Raw genomic sequence first — 18,629 nt, 5'->3', positions numbered from 1 at the left:
TTATATTTTTTTTAGTAAATGGTAAAATATTCAGCTATCGGTCCTAACGCTAACACCGGGAAAAAGGCTAAAGCGGCAATGATCACTATTACTGTTAAGGTTACTAATCCAAAAGTTCCTGTATCGGTTCTTAAAGTTCCATCGCCTTGTGGGATGTATTTTTTCTGTGCCAATAAACCAGCAATCGCTACAGGTCCAATAATGGGTAAAAATCGAGCTAAAATCAGAATGATTCCTGTAGAAACGTTCCACCAAACCGTATTATCTCCTAAACCTTCAAATCCACTACCGTTATTTGCTGAGGCTGAGGTAAATTCGTAAAGCATTTCACTTAGACCATGAAATCCAGGATTATTCAGTGTTGCAGTGCCATACTCAGGCATCGCAGCGGTTAATGCAGTGCCAACTAATATTAAAATGGGGTGGACTAAAGCTATAATCATAGCTATTTTCATTTCTCTAGCTTCCACTTTTTTCCCAAAAAATTCTGGAGTTCTGCCTACCATGAGACCACTAATAAAAACTGCCAAAATGATAAAGACAAAAAAGTTTAAAATTCCAACACCCACACCACCATAAAAACAATTAATCATCATGGCAATTAGCTCATTCATACCTGACAGAGGCATACTACTATCATGCATAGAATTCACGGATCCTGTTGAAATAACTGTGGTAGCAATGCTCCAATATCCTGATGCCGCTGCGCCAATTCGTGCTTCTTTTCCTTCCACAGCACCAAGAGAAGTATCAATTCCCATTTTTTCAATAGCAGGATTTCCATGCATTTCTCCTATTACATTTGGAATGGCCAAAGCCAAAAATCCAATTGTCATTACTCCAAAAATCATCCAAGAGAATTTCTTTCTTTTTATAAAATATCCAAAGGCAAAAATCATTGCAAACGGAATCAACATTTGAGCAATCATTTCGACCATATTAGACAAGTAAGTAGGATTCTCAAAAGGATGGGCGGAATTAGTACCAAAAAATCCACCTCCATTAGTTCCCACATGTTTTATTGCTATAAATGCTGCTGCTGGTCCACGAGAAACCTCTTGTGTATCATTTTGTAAAGTAGTAATGCTATCTTTTCCTTCAAATGTCATAGGCGTTCCTTGGAAAGCCAAGATAAGCGCAACTATAAATGAAATAGGGAGTAAAATACGCGTACAAGATTTCATAAAGTACATATAGAAATTTCCTAGAGTGGTACTGGATTTATCTCTAAAAGCTCTGAATACGACTACTGCAGCAGCCATTCCAGTTCCTGCACTTACAAACTGTAAGAACATTAACCAATATTGACCTAGATAACTTAATCCAGACTCACCTGAATAGTGCTGCAAGTTGCAATTCACAACAAAAGAAATCACCGTATTAAAAGCTAAATCGGCGGACATACTTGGATTCCTATCAGGATTCAGGGGTAAATTTCCTTGTGTCATTAGGATAATCATTCCCAAAACAAACCAAATTAAGTTTATGGTCAATAGAGCTTTTAAGTGTTGTTTCCAATCCATTTCTTCATCTGGATCGACACCGCTTAACTTAAAAAACATTTTTTCAAGCGGATTAAATATAAAATCAAGCCACGTCTTTTCTAGTCCGTAAACCTTGGAAATATATTTTCCTAATGGAATAGCGAGAGCCAAGGTGAGCAAAAACATTGCTACAATTCCTAATATTTCTGTATTCATTTTTTATTATTAAAGGTTAAATAATCTTTCATCGTCAAAATTTTTCTGGTTTTATAAGCACATAACAGATGTAAATAAAAACGGCTATTGCTACTATAAATAATGCTGTCATAATTTTTTAATTTTCTAAAATGGTTCGTAGATAACCTTGTTTTGATTCCTTGGAGAGAAAACCCAAATGTTTCTTTAAGCTTGCTGGATTTTCCTGAGTGCTTAACTCAGTAAAAAATTCATTTTCTATTGCGTTTCTCATATAATGATTACCGCCTTCATATAGCATATTTATTACTCTTATAACTTCTCTTGCCGCCTCAGATTCTTCTTCATTGGCTGAATCCATGTTTTCCATACAATATCTAGCGACACGTTTTAAAAGCGCATATTGATCAACGGTTTCATCATTTGTTGAGGGAAAATCGCTCCAGTTTTTACAATCAGGTATCCATTGCTGGATAGCCTCGTAAATTTTTGTTTTCATTGTTAAATGTTGTCAAAATAATTAATAGAGAGATAGAGCAACCAAAAGCAGAATAAACCGAGTGCAACGAGGATAATAGTTAGCATAGTAAATAAATTTAGATTAATGAAATTCAGAGTGTCACTTTTAAAATGATCTGCCTCAAACTCCTAGAGCATTGATTTGTTTGTTGTATTCTAATTTTAAATTTTGAGGAAAAAGGTTGGAAATGCTACAGTGACGCAGTTCCATAAAAGTGGAAACCGAAAAAACATAGACATTTGAAATCGCATTTTTAGTTTCGTTACTGCCGTTTAATAATAATTCGTCAGCAATTTGTAAACATTTTTTTGCACGAATGATATTTCCAGAAATAATAAATGTCTTGGTAATTTCCGCCAACCGTTCTGCTTGTTTGTAAATGGTAGTTACTTGATTTTTCATTAGTATGAATTTTTATGTTCTCTTCCCTTATGCCAAAATACGTTCCAATAAATATTAAATCATGTAAGGCGCTGTTAGCGTTGTACTTGTAAATTTTACTAAAAAAAAGACATAAAAAAAGCCTATCAAAATGATAGGCTTTTATTGAAATGATAGGCTTTTATTGAATGTTGTATTCTTCTAATTTTCGATATAAGGTTGCAATACCAATTTCGAGTAAACGAGCTGCTTCAGCTTTATTACCCTTAGTATAATTTAACAGTTTTTGGATGTGTAACTTTTCTACACTTTGCATGGAGAATGCCGATAAACTTTTATTGCTCTTTGGGATTTGTTGCTGAATTTCAAAAGGAAGTAAATCCATCGTCAAAAAATCATCATTGCATAAAATTATAGAGCGTTCTATTATATTTCTCAGTTCACGAACATTTCCTGGCCAATTATAAGTTTCTAATTTTTGTAAAAAATCGGGACTAATTTGTATTTTATTCCTACTCATTTTTTCTGCAAATAAATTAACAAAGTACTGAGTTAAGGGTTCAATGTCTTTTAGTCTTTCGCGTAAAGGCGGAATTATAATTTCAAAAATATTTAATCTAAAATATAAGTCTTGGCGAAAGCGATGTTCCTCACTTTCTATTTTTAAATTCCTGTTAGTGGCAGCAATCAGACGAAAATTTGATTTTTTAGGTGTAGAATCGCCAACGGGAATATATTCACTAGTTTCTAGCACACGCAGTAATTTAGACTGCAAATCAATGGGCATTTCGCCTATTTCATCTAAAAACAATGTTCCACCATTAGCTTCTTCTATAAACCCTTTTTTGTCTTTTACAGCGCCTGTAAAAGCTCCTTGCTTGTGACCGAATAATTCGCTTTCTAGGATTTCTTTACTAAAAGTGCTACAGTTTAATGCCACGAATGATTTGCCCGCTCTGTTGCTATTTTCGTGAATTGCTTGCGCAAAAACTTCTTTACCTGTTCCAGTTTCCCCACTTAAAAGCACAGTAGAATCCGTTTTAGCCACTTTTTTAGCCAATTCGATTACCTGCTCTAAACCTTTAGATTTTCCTATAACCGAATCAAAAGAATATTTATTAGAAATCCGTTTTTCAAGCTGTTTAATTTTTTGCTGAAAGGAGACCTTTTCTAATGCTTTATGTAAAAGTGGAATAATTTTATCATTATCATCTCCTTTTACGATATAGTCGAAAGCTCCATTTTTCATCGCCTGGACACCATCAGAGATTTTGCCATAAGCTGTTAATAAAATAACTTCTATTAAAGGAAAATTAGTTTTAATTTTTTCCAGAAAATCTACGCCGTTGCCATCAGGAAGTTTGACGTCACAAAGAACAACATCGATATCATTTTGCTCTAGCTTTTTAAAACCCGATTTTAAGTCTACGGCTTCAATTACCATAAAACCCTCTGATTTTATGATTCGCGCTAAAAGACCTCTTAGTTTTTCTTCGTCATCAATTATTAAAATATTTCTCAATTAGGCTGTAGTTTAATTTTTGTAAAATTAGAAATTAATTTTTGATGTGATACGCTTTCTAAATTATATAAAATTTATGATCAAATAGTGAAAACAGAGTAGAGCAACACTATAAATTTATTGCAAAAAAAAACGCTACAATTACTTGTAGCGTTTTCGTGGGGAGAGCAGGATTCGAACCTGCGAAGTTTACACAGCAGATTTACAGTCTGCCCTCGTTGGCCGCTTGAGTATCTCCCCTAAGCCTTTGAGTACAACAGTTAACCGTTGTTAGCGGTGCAAATATAGAAACTGTTTTTGTTTCTGCAAACTAATTTTATACTTAATTTCAGTATTATTTTTAACGTATTGGTATTGAATAAAATAAAAAAAATCTCCACGAGGGAGATTTTGAATTATTAGAAGAACTAGTATTTATTTTGCTAAAAGTTCAATGATTTTAGCTCGTAAAGCGTCACCTCTTAAATCTTTTGCAACTACATTTCCTGATGCATCAAGAATAAATGTTGCGGGAATAGATTCTACTTTATATTGTGCTGCAATAGGTTCATCCCAAAATTTTAGATTTGAAACTTGATTCCAAGTCAATTTATCTTTTGCTATAGCTTCTTTCCATTTTGCTTTATCTTTATCTAAAGATACTCCAATAATGTTAAGTCCTTTGCTGTGAAATTCGTTGTAAATAGCAACAACATTTGGATTTTCTTGACGACATGGACCACACCATGAAGCCCAAAAATCTACAATTGTTACTTTTCCTAAACTTTCCTTTAACGAAATTATTTTTCCATCAGGATTAGGAGCTGAAAAATCTGCTCTTCATTTACCGTCAGTTGTTGGGGCAGTAGCTCCAACACCTGCAGGTGCTTTCATTTCAGCAAGTTTAGCTTTGATCGCTTTACCTGGTTTTGTATTTTTCAACGATTCTTCTAAACCGTTATACAATTTTTCAGATTTTGCAACATCAGCAGTTGGATCATTTAACATACCTTGAATAATCAAAGCTGAAATAAACGATTTTGGATGTGTCTCAGCATAAGAAACGTATTTAGCTTTTGAAGCTACACCTACTTCTTCTTGCAACTTATTAAATTCTTTCATCAAACCATTGATAGCAACTGTATCTTTAGTTTGCTGAGCAGTATTCATTGCGTTCATATTCTTATTTTGAAAATCCATTAGTTTTTTCTGAACTTTAGTGATTTCCTCATTGAAACTTACGTACTCATCATTGTTATAAGTTCCTGAAACTTTAGATTTTTGAATACTATCTTTGTCGATAGCTATAGTAACTTCGCCATTTTCAAGAATAAAAGGTACTTTAGCTTGTGCACCTTCAAGTTGAATCGTATAAAATGCAGGCTCAGTAATATTTCCTTTCATTGAAAATTTACCATTTTCAACTTTTACAGTATCTTTAGCAAGCAAACCCATACCGTTTTCATCTTGAGTTTCTAAGATGATTGTTTTACCATTTTCAATTCCTGTAGCAGTTCCTGAAATTAGGTATTCATCTTTGCCAACTTTGTTACAAGAGATTAGAACTACAGCTGCCGAAAGTAATAAAATTATTTTTTTCATTATTAATTAGTTATTTGATTTAAGAATGCAAAAGTATTTAAAATTATCAAATTTCAATTCTTTTTAGAGCTTAAAATTTTGTTATATTTTTTAACTTTCCGACCATTATTTGTAATATTTATTATAAAGCATTGTAATTATTTAGTAATAAAAATTAACATTTATTGATAATATTTTGAAAATCAGTATTTTGTGTTTTTTTTGTATTGTTATAAAACTCAGTACTTAGATTAGAATAGACATTAAATTTACTTTTATCTGTAAATTTTGATTTTAAACACAAAAAAAGCATCCTAAATAAGGATGCTTTTATATTTTTTTGATTCAAAATTATTAGTCTTGATTAATTGTTTTTCTCCATGTAAAAGAATTTAATATGTGGCGTTTAGCGAATCTTCCAGGAGAATCAGCATTAACCATTTTTACATAAGTGGCTTTAGGAACACTAATATATTCATAAACACTACCATTTGAAAAATTAATTATCAATCTACCTTCAACAAACTTGTAATCAGTTATTGTAGATGTAGCTATTGTTTCTGTATATTCTGGTAAATTTGCTTTTATCGTTTCAGGATTGATACTTACCAAAAAGTGGTACGCTTCAATAATTTTTTTACTATTTTCTTCTGCTTCTTTTAATCCATTTTCATCACCTTGAAATTTATCAGGATGTGCTTCTTTCATCGCATTGCGATAAATTGTTTTCAAATCTTTAAGTTCTGCAGTTTTATCTACATTAAGCAATTTACGGTATTCAACTATTTTTTTCATAAATAAAGTAACTACTTGTCCTTTTCTATAAGATCAATATACTTGATTTTATAAGCGACAAATTTTTTGCAAAGGTACACTTTTTTTTATTTTAAAAGTTTATGGTTAATAAAATTTTATAAAAATGACTAATTACTTTAATTTAAGCTACTAATAATTTTTTATTGTTGTGGTTTGTTATTTGCTTTGTCGAAATTTTTTGATTTTTTTGGATATTTATTGTAGCTAATATCACTTGGATTCTCAATGATTGATTTTATGGTAATCCATTCACCAACAGCATATTTAGTTGCCATTTTATAATCTAATAGGTATTCACCGCAAAAAAAGTTGTTATTTTCATCTTTTTCCATAATTCCAGTGTAAACCCCTTTTTGTAACATTCTTTCTTCAGATGCTTTAGTCATAATTTATATATTTATATCTGTTTTTTGACTGCAAAGCTAATCAAATATTGTTTCGGTTGCTACCATTTACCCTTTGTCATTATATTTGCACCATGGAAAAAAACTTTAAACCCAATCCAAATTCATTTAAAAATACTTTTTGTATATTTTATGAAGTCGACAAAAAAGATATTGAGGGATTGGCAATACAATACGATAGTAAAGCGGGGAGTAAATATTATTACACTAAACTAGGAATGTATCGTCTCTCAAATCATTGGGGACGACTCGCCAATAGTAAATGGCGCTTACAGCCTTTAGAACTAGAGTCTGAATCTAAATATAAATTAGGTTTTGCATTATGGGAAAACTTCTATCAAGATAATGCCTTGGAGAAACTTTATTATTTGGAAGCTGATTTTACAAAAAACACTATTAACTATCAACATAAATGCAATCCTAATTATGATAGTATAGCGATATTAAGAACTAGTTTTGAAACTACTAAACGGATCAAACAAATTCGAAATTTATTTAATTTAACTTCTTGGGCTCAATATTTTAAGAATTATGATATTGCTTTTTTAAGGGAAAAAATTATAACAGATATGATTTATACTGATAAAACGTTAGAGGAAATAAAAAGAAATTATTTATAAATTTTTGACAAGCCTAGATTAATCTTTTCTGTTTGCATTCATCTGTAAATTAGTAATATCAATTTTTTTAATAAAATAAATTATTTTTAAATCTTGAAGCACTGATAAAGGAAATGTAAAGTTTTTATTCAAAGAATTTTTATATTAAAAATTTTGAAGACGGAGGTTAAATCGTATCACTTTATTAACTAAAGTCTTGATACAATATAAACTAAATCAAGAATTGTTATTGGTTTTGATAAATATCCCAAAATATTGGAATAAGACTGTGCTTTAGTTTTATCTTCTAGTGCAATTGAAGAACTTACCAAGTAAATCACGATATTTTTTTTAATTTTATCTTGTTGGAGTAACATTTCATCCATAAATTCCCATCCATCCATTATAGGCATATTAACATCTAGTAAAATTAAATCTGGAGAATTAGTACAACTATCTGTCAAATTTAATAATTCATCAAATGCTTCCTGACCATTACTAAACGAACAGATCATCGAAAAGATATCCGATTTTTTAATTATTTTATGTATTATGGTTTGATAGATAGGGTCATCATCTATGATCCAAACTGTTTTTTTTATCATTTTATATAGATTTTAAATGTTGTCCCAATATTGAGTTCACTTTCTACATTTATAAATCCACCCATGGCATCAATTTGATTTTTAGTAATAAATAATCCTAAGCCCTTAGAATCAGCATTAGTACTAAAAGTTTTATACATTCCAAAAATTTTATTACCATTTCTTTTTAAATCAATTCCAATTCCATTATCCGTGATTGTAAGAACATTGAATCCATTTTCCTGATGTAAACTTATAATTATTTTAGGTTTACGCTCACTATGACGGTATCTAATAGCATTTGAAATTATATTGTACAAAACACTTTCTAAATAGGCTGGATTATAAATGATTGTACAGTCAGGATCAATTTCATTAGTTATTTCAACTTCATTAATCTTAATACTATCTTGTAATAAATTAGTAGTCATTGTAATATAATGTTGTAATCGCAATGGCTCGGTTAATATACTGGTATTCGTATTAATATTGATAACTTCATTTAAATGCAGCATTGTTTCATCTAAAGAAGCAGAAACGCTTTTTAATAATTCTAAAAATTGTTCACGTTCTTCTTCATTTTCTGCTGATTCAATTAAGGAAATAATCGATGCAATATTGCTAGTATGAGATCTTAAATTATGTGAGATAATATAGGAAAAATTGAGTAATCTTTTATTCTGCTCAGAAACTAATTGAAAGGAGGCATGTAGTTCTTTTTCAGCTTCTTTATTTTTTGTGATATCAAGTGTGAGACCGCGTAGTTGGGTAGCAATTCCATCACTACTTATTATCGTTACTATATTGCGCATCCAAACGGTTCGTCCATCTTTGGCGATCATTCTATACTCAAATTCATGATTTTGCAACAATTTAATTTGGTTATCACAAAATTCTTGAACCCACACTCGATCTTCTTCATGAACATGATCCAACCAGAAAGTGGGCGAGGACAACCATTCCGTAGTTGTATATGCTAATATTTTAGTGACTTTATTGCTAATAAAATTGAAAGTATAATTAATTGCGTCGCATTCCCAAACAATACCGTCAATTGTATTAATCAATGATTCAATACGCAATTGAGATTCTACTATTATTTTTTCAGAATTTTTACGTTCCGTTATCTCTTCCGTAGAAATAATAATTCGTTCAAGATTTTCTTCATAGCCATGAATAACATTCCACCTTAAATCAATATTGCGAATCTCTTTGTTTGCATTAATAATTGTAGTGTCAAATATCCCTTGCGTTGCTTTTTGTGTAATAGCAGTTATTATTTTACTAAAATCGCCTATCGCATCTGATCCAATAATTTTACTAAATCCTAATTTTAAGTTTTCTTTATTTTCAAATTCACATAAGGTTAAACTCATTGCATTTACGTCAATTACTCTTACTAGAGCGAGGCAGTCATAAAATATTTGTGAATTAGCTTTTAAATATGCATTAACAGCTTTAGGCTTTTGATTTATTAAATTTATTTTTAATAGATATTTTTTGACATCAGAAAAATCTACTTCCCATAATGGAATTGGCGTATCCTCAAAAAGACTTTTAAATCTTATTTCACTATTTTTAATTAATATTTCGGCATTTTTTTTAATTGATATGTCTTCTATAATTGCAATATGATTTACAAACGAATAATCTTCTTTTAAAAGAGGTGAAACCGTTAAGTTAATCCATAAAACATCGCCATTTTTAATATATAATCTTTTTTCTATCGAATAATTTTCAATTAATCCCTCTTTGATATTCTCAAAAAGCACTAAATCTTCTGCTAAATCTTCTGGATGCGTAATAGATTGGAAATTCAACTCTTTCATTTCCTTTTGTGTGTACCCTAATAACTGGCAATATTTCTCATTTGTTTCAATAAACTTTCCAGTAAATGAATCTAAATAAGCAATACCAACAGCTGCTTGATCAAAAATGACTTGATATTTGATTTCAGAATTTATTAATTTTCGAGCTTGTGCGTTTATTAGAAGTTCTAACTCTTTTGGTTTTTTAAGTAAATTAAAAATTAAAACACCAAAAAGTGCTGCCAAAAATATTCCAATAATTCCTGGAATTAATATTTGAGCTTGAAAAAAATTTTGTTCTTTAGCAATAATATGTAACTTCCAGTCTCCATCTGGAATTGTGGTAGACATACTATAATGCTTAGTAAAATCGGTGGGATTTGATAAATAAAAAGTTTCCTTTTTCTTTAACATATCATATTTTGAGAATTGAAAATAATATTTAGAGTTATCAATATTTTCAATACCTGCTGATTTTAACAACGATTTTAAACTTAATATAACTGATGAAAATCCCCAAAATTTATTATTTTCAAAAACAGGAAATCTTCCAATAATACCTAATCCACCTTGCTTTAATTTTTGAGGACCCGCAAAATACATTTTTTTAGTCGCAATAGATTTTAATGCATCTTTATTATTGCTAACATCATTAAGTATATTTAAATTTAAAGCTCCGCGGTTTGATTCAAGCGGGTAAATATACTTTACAATCCCATTAGGCGAAAGTTGGACAGTGTGAATACTATAGTTTGAAGCTATTAATCTTTTAGCTATAATATCAAAATCTTTGGGAATACCTTCATCATCGATAGTCAAAGCAAGAGTCAAAGTAGTAGTATAGCAATTTTTTAGAGATTGTTCTATATTTTGACGGATGACATTGAGAATGGTGTTCATTTCCCGCTGTTCATCTTCCTTCATCAATTTATATTGTTGAAAAACGATAAAACTCGCAATATAACTCAGAATTAAAAATGTTATAAATCCAGTTAATTTAGGTCGTTTATAAAACCATTCAGCAAATTTATCTTGTTTTTCTTTTGAATCCATGTTTTAAAAAAACGGTTTATAATGATCAAAAATATAAAAAAAAGTTAAATAATGATATGAATTATTAAGTAAACGGGTAAAAATTCCAATTTTGTTAGAAAGTTTACGATAAAAAGGTTTTGATTGATTTAAGCAATTCAATAATTATTATTTATTAATCACTAATTTTGTTAGCTAGTCAGTTATCAGTGATTATTTAATTGTTATTATATTAAGAAAATTTTGAGGATAAATTATGACCGTTGAGCTGAGTTGTTATTAAATTTATCTTTATGCATAATTAGTTCAACACCAAATATCAAATATTAATAATCTATGGGTAGAAACAACGAAAGAAATATAAAGAAGCACAATGATAAATTGCATAAAGCACAAGATAAAATCAAGCAAGCTGAAATAGTTCGTAAGGAGAAATTAAAGCAAATCGTAAAGAAGTTTAATGAAGACAATATACAAGACACTAATTTAAATAAAGATCATGGAAAAAAATAAATTTGCCACAGTAAAAGTAGGTGTTCAAGTGATAATCGATTTAATTGCAGATAAAAACGCTAAAGAAGCAGAAAACAAATTAGCGGAAGTAAGTGAAGACTTAGATGAATTACTAGATTTCGCTCAAGAAGATGAGGATTTGCTGGAAGTGAGTAAATATCAAGTATTATTAAACCAATTGCATCAAAAAATTGTTGGGCTTAATGGACAAGCTACTTCTTCCAATTAATTTTTAGTATAATAATGATTATAATAGACTGTTACTGCGGATCTAGCAAGCAGTTCCGAGATTGTTGCGAGCCAATTATTAAAGGGGCTTATAATGCGACAACTGCCGTGACTTTAATGCGTTCTCGGTACTCCGCATACGCAACACTTCATGCTGATTATTTACAAGCGACCACTCATATTTCTACAAGGAAGTTTTATAGTATTGACGATATTTTACAATGGGCGACGAGTAATCATTGGCAAAAATTAGAAGTGCTGCACGCTACGGAAAATACGGTGGGGTTCAAAGCATATTATTTAGACGATAATGGTCAAAACCAAATTCATCACGAACTTTCTAGTTTTGTTTTTGAAAATGGGAGTTGGTTTTATGTTGATGGGAAGTTTTTTTGAGTTGACAAATAATTAATTAGAATTTGCTTTTAGTACTAATTGAAACCGTTAAAAAAAGGAATCTTAAAGTATTGTATAAAAAAAGACGCGTTTTAGCATCTTGTAATTCAAGAATTATTTCAAAACTATAAAATTTTCGAATGTCTGCATTGTAAAGATTCTGATACATAAACTCAGGTGGAATGTGAGAATTTCTTAATTGTTTTTCTTCAAGAAAAAGTCTGCGTTTTGCTAATGTTTTCATATTTCAATTTTATATTTTTTGTTTTAAAGGTTGGTTATGTTACTGATTTTGAGGTACAAGTACTTGTAACGTCTCCGCGCTAAAAGTACATTATTAATGATAGCTAACTGAGAACTTTAGGTAAGATAAAATATTTTCGTGAAAACAAAATTTCTGACAAGTGTAAATTTTGAAATGAATTTTATCATGCGTTGTCGGCTGGCTCTGTTATTATATAATTCTATAAATTTCGTCAATAGTTTTTTTGTCCTTGTTTTTCCATTCTGTCCAGCCATTTGCTCTTCTTCCTAATACGGCTGCTGCAGCGGCACTTGGAGATCCGAAAAGGTAATCTTCCGTAAAGATGTAAACATCATTTTGTAACTGTATAATATTATTTTCTTTAAGTTTATTTCTGACTCCTAAAACCCTTTCTCCAGCAGTTTTAGTTTCTTCGATATTAGCTTTGGAACCTTTAAATACAACAAAACCATCGTCAGATAATTCTCCTTGCGCAAGTGCATTTTTTCCCTTACAATGTAAAATTTCTTTTGATGTAGTTTCAGCATTTCGAATTTCTTCAAAGATTGGAAAGCCCAAAGTTGATAGCAAGATTTTCATTGTTTCAAAATTATCATGTAAATCAGCTTCCATACTCTCTGAAATATGTTCTCTAGTTGGAACTGTTAAGTTTTCTAAATCATATCGTCCAACTTCTTTCGCAGTTTTAACACAATAGTACTCAAGAAATTTTACATGTGATTTTGTAAATATTTCTGATTTCGAAGTTATTGCGATTGCATAGTTCGAAAACTCTTTTTGTCTATTATGATCTTTTAGTCTTTTAAAACAGTCATCGGTTTCCCCAATGTATGCAATAGGTTTAGCTTTGTCTTCGTTAATTCCAAACAAAAAACAAACACCGTACTTTTTGATTTCTTGTCTAGCTTCACTATCTAGTAACTTATTACGTGGAATCAAAGTCGCATGAATCATTCGATTTGTAATTTCTGCAATCTTTATACTTGTTGGATTTCCGTCTGGAAGAAAGATTTGTATTGTTTAAGGACGATTGTTCATCTTTATGTGATTTTTTTCAGCTTGCTTGTAACTTATTTATGCGTATGACAAAATCATAAATACTTAGCCAATTGTGGGCGGATATGTATGACTATTTCACATACATTACTAAACCCAAATACATAAAATTTTGTAACAAATTCATTACCACCTTTTAATGACAATTATCTTTCTTGCACAAATCGCGCGTGAGTGATAGTAGTGGAAATCCTCCCGCTTTTCAGGGAGATTGAAACGTATAGCACGACCGCGCTGCAACGTTAGTGGAAGCGTGGACACGCCCAAATCATTATGAAAAGAGTCACCTAAAATCTCATTTAACTAAAAATTAGTAAACGTTTGCCTGAAGGACGCTGCAAAATGATGTAATTTTAAAGTCTATGGAAAATGTAAATAAAAAAGGTTTCTTTTTCAAGCAATATGAAGCGCCGTTTCAGTCCCCGTTTGATAAACTCTTTGGGATTTTCAAGGAGTTAATTACCCATACTTCGGGAGATTTTGATGAAGCGATCGACTGGTTGCGAGAATTAGACAAGGAATATAAACTCACCGATGAACAATATACTATTGATGATTTTATTGAAGATTTAAGGAAAAAAGGATATATCCGTGATGAACTAAAGGAGGACGGAACTTCGGGAATTGGGATTACCGCCAAGACGGAACGTGCGATAAGACAGCAAGCTCTGGATACTATTTTTGGCAATCTAAAACGCTCTGGAAGTGGGAATCATAAAACCAAACATGCAGGAAGTGGAGACGAACATACAGGTGAGTTTCGGGAGTTTCATTTTGGAGATGGACTGGAACGAATTTCGTTGACAGAAAGTCTACGCAATGCCCAAATCAATAATGGTGTCGAGGATTTTATGTTGACCGAAAACGATTTGGTTGTTGAGGAAACGCAGTTTAAATCCCAGATGAGTACGGTGTTGATGATTGATATAAGCCACAGTATGATTTTGTACGGCGAAGATCGAATTACACCTGCTAAAAAAGTAGCGATGGCGCTGGCGGAATTAATTACAACGCGCTATCCAAAAGATACTTTAGATATTTTGGTTTTTGGAAATGATGCTTGGACGATCCAAATTAGCGATTTGCCGTATTTAAAAGTGGGACCTTATCATACCAATACAGTCGCTGGATTGCAGTTGGCTATGGATATTTTGCGTCGCAAACGTAACACCAACAAACAAATTTTTATGATTACCGATGGGAAACCGAGTTGCGTTAGAGAAAAAGATGGTTCCTATTACATGAATAGTAACGGTCTGGATGAATATATTGTGGATAAATGTTACAATCAGGCACAACAGGCCAGAAAGTTGCACATTCCCATTACTACGTTTATGATCGCCAATGATCCGTATTTGCAAAAATTTGTAAACCATTTTACCGAAGCGAATCAAGGAAAAGCATTTTATACTGGTCTCAAAGGACTAGGAGAAATGATTTTTGAAGATTATGAGACGAATAGGAAGAAGAGGATTAAGTAGTTTTAATTTAGGAGGAAAGAGGAAAGAGGAAAGAGGAAAGAGGAAAGAGGAAAGAGGAAAGAGGAAAGAGGAAAGAGGAAAGAGGAAAGAGGAAAGAGGAAAGAGTAAAGAGTAAAGAGGAAAGAGGAAAGAGGAAAGAGTAAAGAGGAAAGAGTAAAGAGTAAAGAGGAAAGAGGAAAGAGGAAAGATGAAAGAAAGTAGTTATTAGTTATAAGTAATTAGTTAAAAATATATTTAGAGAATAGCAGTAATAAAATATAAAATTAATCTTGGTGAACTTTGCGTAAAAACTTGGTGAACTTTGTGGTTAAAAAAAACAAACATGAAAATAGAAAATATAAATACACTTGGCGATTTAAGAAAAGTGAATTACGAAAGTAAAACCATTAAAGACGAATTGCGTTCGAATTTGAGAGAGAAGATTAAAGCTGGACAAACTACTTTTGAAGGAGTCCATGGTTTTGAGAATACTGTAATTCCAGAGTTGGAACGCGCGATTTTGTCGCGTCATAATATCAATTTATTGGGGTTACGTGGTCAAGCCAAAACGAGATTAGCACGTAAAATGATCGAATTATTGGATGAATATATTCCATTTGTGACAGGTTCAGAGATTAATGATGATCCTATGAATCCGATTTCCCGATTTGCAAAGGATATGATTGAAAGTAAAGGCGACCAAACACCAATATCTTGGTTGCACAGAAGCGATCGTTTCTTTGAAAAACTAGCTACACCGGATGTAACAGTTGCCGATTTGATTGGTGATATTGATCCTATAAAAGCAGCCAATCTAAAACTTTCTTACGCTGATGATCGTGTGATACATTTTGGAATGATTCCACGAGCGAATCGCTGTATTTTTGTCATCAATGAACTACCCGATTTACAAGCTCGAATCCAAGTTGCTTTGTTTAATATCCTACAAGAAGGTGATATCCAAATTAGAGGTTTCAAATTGAGATTGCCGCTCGATATGCAATTTGTATTTACAGCTAACCCTGAAGATTACACTAACAGAGGAAGTATTGTAACGCCACTGAAAGATAGAATAGGTTCGCAAATTTTAACGCATTACCCTGATACTATCAAAATTGCTAGAACCATAACAGAGCAAGAAGCAAAGTTAGATTCTTTACAAAACGAAATGGTGTATGTGCCTTCACTGGCAAGAGATTTACTGGAGCAAGTTAGTTTTGAAGCTCGAGAAAGTGAATATATTGATAATAAAAGTGGAATTAGTGCTCGATTGAGTATTACGGCTTTTGAGAATTTACTAAGCACAGCAGAGAGAAGAGCTTTAAAAGCTGGTGATGATAAAACAACGGTGCGTTTATCAGATTTTATGGGAATTATACCTTCTATCACTGGAAAAGTTGAATTAGTTTATGAAGGAGAACAAGAGGGAGCAGCTGAAGTGGCGCAACATTTATTAGGTGATGCAATTCATACTTTTTTCCCGGCCTATTTTCCAAAGATTGAAAAGTTAGAAAAACAAGATGAAAAAACTGCTTATACAGATATCATCGATTGGTTTTTTGCCGAAAGTGGTTTTGAATTATTAGACGACTGCTCAGATGAAGACTATCAGAGAATATTGGGAAGTATAGTTCCACTTGAAATTTTAATCAAAAAATATCAGCCACAAGTCTCCAATGAAGATAAATTTTTTATGAAAGAGTTTATATTGTGGGCTTTAGTAGAATATAAAAAATTAAGCAAAGATCGCTTCTCAGAAGGGTATCAATTTAAAGATATTTACGGTAGTTTTATCAGTAAATTGTAAATTGAGAAGGGTTTAGATTTAGTTCTAAGCCCTTTTTTTTAATTACTATTGTTCTAACCGCAAATTCGCAGATTTTAAATTTATATATTGTTGACAAATAAATTTAGTATTTCAAATAAAACAATTTAAATTTTTGACTTTTAATTAAAGTTTTTAATAATCAGCGAATCTGCGGTAAAAAAACAACTTATATTTATTTCACAATAATTCAATCCAAATTTTTTTTTTTCTACTTTTACCCGTTGGCGGTCTAAGCAGTCAATGAGAATTGACATGGAAAATAACTTCGAGACTTTAATTGCCACTTATATTGAAAATAAAGTAGGTATATCAGAACATTTTTTGAGTGATACTTTAGCCAATAATTTAAAGCAAAACTTAATTGCTCTCAATACTAAAAGTTTATTGGTTGAGGCAGGCACAGGAAACGCAGAAAAAGTTTTGTATGATGGAGCAATTCGGAGTGATTCTATTTATTGGTTAGACAAAAAACACAACAATGCATTTGAAAATGAATTCTTTACCTTGATAGAAGAATTTATACTTTATTTAAATCAAAGTTGTTATGCCGGTATCACTAGTTATGAATTTCATTATTCCTTATACGAACCGGGTGATTTCTATTTAAAACATTTGGATCAATTTAAAAGCAATCCTAGCCGGAAATACTCTATGATCAGCTACCTAAATGCTAATTGGCAAGAAAGAGATGGTGGCGAATTACTAATTTACCAGGTAGATCACAATCAAAATATTGCGCCAACACAAGGTAAAACCGTTTTCTTTAAAAGTGACGAGCTAGTACATGAAGTATTAGTTACTAACAGTACCAGAATGAGTATTACGGGTTGGTTAAAGAGTGATTAATTTCGTAGATGCTAAATAATATTCGTTATTAAAAAGACATACTCTACTGAAATTAATTGCCTTTCACTCGAGTGAAAATCTTTTGTAGTAATCTTTTCCCATCGCGTTTACTTTTAGGAACTTCGATAGCTTTTAACTCAGAATTGCTTTGAATGAATTGATAACTAAAGGCGAATTGTGGGCTCGTTGGATTGTCATTTAAAAGGCCGAATCGCAAATCATTAAAGTATAAATGATTATCTTTTTTAGAGATAATATACCAACCTTCGCTAGCTTGCTTAAGCTTTTCAAAATCTGAATTTCCTATTAAACGCTTTTCTAAAGTGATATTTTTACTGTACGCTTCAAATGAAATAGGCTGGGTATCAAAAAGGGAATAGTCAGCGAGTAAATAATGGTTCGTAGTCGCGATGTTTGCATTCCACAGAATCAAGTTGAAAGCGGTTGGTTTTACAATAATTTCTGCATATTGAATTCCTTGTTTAGATAATGCTTTTTCAAACTGAGATAAGATATATAATTTTATAAAACAGGACAAAAGTAAATACGAACTGCTAACTAGTAATCCTCTTTTTATATATTTATATCGGAAGGTTTCGTTTTTTGTTTTCCCTACCATTATTAGTGAGATAATAAGTGGAATGGTATATAAAGGATCAATTACAAAAATGGTTTTTAAAGCAAATCGATGTTCCAATGGCCACAGTATTTGAGTTCCCCAAGAGGTAAACATATCTAGCAATACATGAGTGAATAAAACCCAAAAAGACATATTAGTTGCATGAAAAAAGTTAATTTTTCCTTTTTCTATTTTTGAAATTATATATCCAAAAAGCGGACTAATTAATAAAAATAGAAAAAGCGAATGACTAATTCCGCGATGAATTAATACTGCATCTACAGGATTTAAGAGTAATCCAACAAGCACATCTAAATCTGGCAGTGTTCCTAAAATCGCACCGTACAAAAAAGTTTTATTTTTTAGTTGTTTGCCAGCGCATACTTCGGCTACTGCAATTCCGAGAACGATTTGAGTAAAAGAATCCATACTGCGAAAGTAAGTCTTATCAATCGACTTCACAATTGAAGTATTATAAATTGCATGTTATGTAATTATTTTTTGAGCTACAGA

21 protein-coding genes, 1 tRNA gene and 1 pseudogene are annotated in these 18,629 nt (G+C 31.4%); 8 read left to right on the top strand and 15 right to left on the bottom strand.

What is annotated here, in order from left to right; all coding sequences use genetic code 11:
• Positions 1–11 precede the first annotated feature (11 nt).
• The 10 genes and pseudogenes from kdpA to RCH18_RS05640 form a co-directional block, all read right to left on the bottom strand.
• Positions 12–1,700 (bottom strand): potassium-transporting ATPase subunit KdpA, encoded by a 1,689-nt coding sequence (gene kdpA / locus RCH18_RS05685; protein WP_326935785.1) that lies wholly within the window; start codon positions 1,698–1,700, stop codon positions 12–14.
• A 34-nt stretch (positions 1,701–1,734) separates the two neighbouring features.
• Positions 1,735–1,812, bottom strand: coding sequence for a potassium-transporting ATPase subunit F (locus RCH18_RS05680; protein ID WP_326935825.1), 78 nt, complete (start codon positions 1,810–1,812; stop codon positions 1,735–1,737).
• A gap of 6 nt (positions 1,813–1,818) precedes the next feature.
• The gene (locus RCH18_RS05675) at positions 1,819–2,178 is read right to left on the bottom strand and encodes a DUF7674 family protein (RefSeq protein ID WP_326935784.1); all 360 of its coding nucleotides are present in this window, start codon (positions 2,176–2,178) and stop codon (positions 1,819–1,821) included.
• 141 nt (positions 2,179–2,319) lie between these two features.
• Complete coding sequence (locus tag RCH18_RS05670; RefSeq protein ID WP_121926322.1) at positions 2,320–2,601, bottom strand: DUF7674 family protein; 282 nt, start codon at positions 2,599–2,601, stop codon at positions 2,320–2,322.
• A 160-nt stretch (positions 2,602–2,761) separates the two neighbouring features.
• Positions 2,762–4,102 (bottom strand): sigma-54-dependent transcriptional regulator, encoded by a 1,341-nt coding sequence (locus tag RCH18_RS05665; RefSeq protein WP_326935783.1) that lies wholly within the window; start codon positions 4,100–4,102, stop codon positions 2,762–2,764.
• Between the two features lie 159 nt (positions 4,103–4,261).
• Positions 4,262–4,342 (bottom strand) — tRNA-Tyr (locus tag RCH18_RS05660).
• Between the two features lie 174 nt (positions 4,343–4,516).
• Positions 4,517–4,903, bottom strand: a pseudogene (locus RCH18_RS05655) (TlpA family protein disulfide reductase); the annotation flags it as partial.
• A gap of 18 nt (positions 4,904–4,921) precedes the next feature.
• The gene (locus RCH18_RS05650; RefSeq protein WP_326935782.1) at positions 4,922–5,683 is read right to left on the bottom strand and encodes a DUF4369 domain-containing protein; all 762 of its coding nucleotides are present in this window, start codon (positions 5,681–5,683) and stop codon (positions 4,922–4,924) included.
• Between the two features lie 333 nt (positions 5,684–6,016).
• Positions 6,017–6,457 (bottom strand): KTSC domain-containing protein, encoded by a 441-nt coding sequence (locus tag RCH18_RS05645; protein ID WP_326935781.1) that lies wholly within the window; start codon positions 6,455–6,457, stop codon positions 6,017–6,019.
• A 161-nt stretch (positions 6,458–6,618) separates the two neighbouring features.
• Positions 6,619–6,864 (bottom strand): hypothetical protein, encoded by a 246-nt coding sequence (locus tag RCH18_RS05640; RefSeq protein WP_326935780.1) that lies wholly within the window; start codon positions 6,862–6,864, stop codon positions 6,619–6,621.
• 92 nt (positions 6,865–6,956) lie between these two features.
• Between RCH18_RS05640 and RCH18_RS05635 the strand changes: the two genes are divergently transcribed.
• Positions 6,957–7,502: a hypothetical protein gene (locus tag RCH18_RS05635; protein ID WP_326935779.1), complete on the top strand. Its 546-nt coding sequence runs from the start codon at positions 6,957–6,959 to the stop codon at positions 7,500–7,502.
• A 188-nt stretch (positions 7,503–7,690) separates the two neighbouring features.
• Here RCH18_RS05635 and RCH18_RS05630 read toward each other — a convergent pair whose 3' ends face one another.
• Positions 7,691–8,086 carry a response regulator gene (locus RCH18_RS05630; protein WP_326935778.1) on the bottom strand — a complete coding sequence of 132 codons (396 nt, stop codon included), beginning with the start codon at positions 8,084–8,086 and terminating at the stop codon, positions 7,691–7,693.
• Positions 8,083–10,926: a PAS domain S-box protein gene (locus tag RCH18_RS05625; RefSeq protein WP_326935777.1), complete on the bottom strand. Its 2,844-nt coding sequence runs from the start codon at positions 10,924–10,926 to the stop codon at positions 8,083–8,085. The genes RCH18_RS05630 and RCH18_RS05625 overlap by 4 nt, the downstream gene beginning before the upstream one ends.
• A gap of 315 nt (positions 10,927–11,241) precedes the next feature.
• On the opposite strand from RCH18_RS05625, the gene RCH18_RS05620 reads away from it, so the two are divergent.
• The 3 genes from RCH18_RS05620 to RCH18_RS05610 are packed head-to-tail and all read left to right on the top strand — an operon-like array spanning position 11,242 to position 12,042.
• Positions 11,242–11,418, top strand: a complete 177-nt coding sequence (locus tag RCH18_RS05620) for a hypothetical protein (protein WP_326935776.1) — start codon at positions 11,242–11,244, stop codon at positions 11,416–11,418.
• A complete protein-coding gene (locus RCH18_RS05615; protein ID WP_326935775.1) occupies positions 11,405–11,647 on the top strand; it encodes a hypothetical protein in 243 nt (80 codons plus the stop codon). Before RCH18_RS05620 ends, RCH18_RS05615 begins: the two co-directional genes overlap by 14 nt.
• Positions 11,648–11,661: 14 nt before the next feature.
• Positions 11,662–12,042 (top strand): YchJ family protein, encoded by a 381-nt coding sequence (locus RCH18_RS05610; RefSeq protein WP_326935774.1) that lies wholly within the window; start codon positions 11,662–11,664, stop codon positions 12,040–12,042.
• A 16-nt stretch (positions 12,043–12,058) separates the two neighbouring features.
• On the opposite strand, the gene RCH18_RS05605 is transcribed toward RCH18_RS05610, so the two are convergent.
• Together RCH18_RS05605 and RCH18_RS05600 are read right to left on the bottom strand one after the other, a co-directional pair.
• A complete protein-coding gene (locus RCH18_RS05605; protein WP_326935773.1) occupies positions 12,059–12,286 on the bottom strand; it encodes a hypothetical protein in 228 nt (75 codons plus the stop codon).
• 210 nt (positions 12,287–12,496) lie between these two features.
• A complete protein-coding gene (locus tag RCH18_RS05600) occupies positions 12,497–13,261 on the bottom strand; it encodes a GIY-YIG nuclease family protein (RefSeq protein WP_326935772.1) in 765 nt (254 codons plus the stop codon).
• A 464-nt stretch (positions 13,262–13,725) separates the two neighbouring features.
• Between RCH18_RS05600 and RCH18_RS05595 the strand changes: the two genes are divergently transcribed.
• The 4 genes from RCH18_RS05595 (at position 13,726) to RCH18_RS05580 (ending at position 17,497) form a co-directional block, all read left to right on the top strand.
• Complete coding sequence (locus RCH18_RS05595) at positions 13,726–14,844, top strand: vWA domain-containing protein (protein WP_326935771.1); 1,119 nt, start codon at positions 13,726–13,728, stop codon at positions 14,842–14,844.
• Entirely contained in the window at positions 14,813–14,959 is a 147-nt protein-coding gene (locus tag RCH18_RS05590) for a hypothetical protein (protein WP_326935770.1), read from the top strand. The genes RCH18_RS05595 and RCH18_RS05590 overlap by 32 nt, the downstream gene beginning before the upstream one ends.
• 207 nt (positions 14,960–15,166) lie before the next feature.
• Positions 15,167–16,630: an AAA family ATPase gene (locus RCH18_RS05585; protein WP_326935769.1), complete on the top strand. Its 1,464-nt coding sequence runs from the start codon at positions 15,167–15,169 to the stop codon at positions 16,628–16,630.
• A 273-nt stretch (positions 16,631–16,903) separates the two neighbouring features.
• Positions 16,904–17,497 carry a 2OG-Fe(II) oxygenase gene (locus tag RCH18_RS05580; RefSeq protein ID WP_326935768.1) on the top strand — a complete coding sequence of 198 codons (594 nt, stop codon included), beginning with the start codon at positions 16,904–16,906 and terminating at the stop codon, positions 17,495–17,497.
• A 52-nt stretch (positions 17,498–17,549) separates the two neighbouring features.
• On the opposite strand, the gene RCH18_RS05575 is transcribed toward RCH18_RS05580, so the two are convergent.
• Positions 17,550–18,545: a metal-dependent hydrolase gene (locus RCH18_RS05575; RefSeq protein ID WP_326935767.1), complete on the bottom strand. Its 996-nt coding sequence runs from the start codon at positions 18,543–18,545 to the stop codon at positions 17,550–17,552.
• Between the last annotated feature and the right edge of the window lie 84 nt (positions 18,546–18,629).

Source organism: Flavobacterium sp. PL11 (assembly GCF_035985025.1).
In the GTDB taxonomy this organism is placed as follows: domain Bacteria; phylum Bacteroidota; class Bacteroidia; order Flavobacteriales; family Flavobacteriaceae; genus Flavobacterium.
This window is presented reverse-complemented; position numbering and strand designations above follow the sequence as displayed.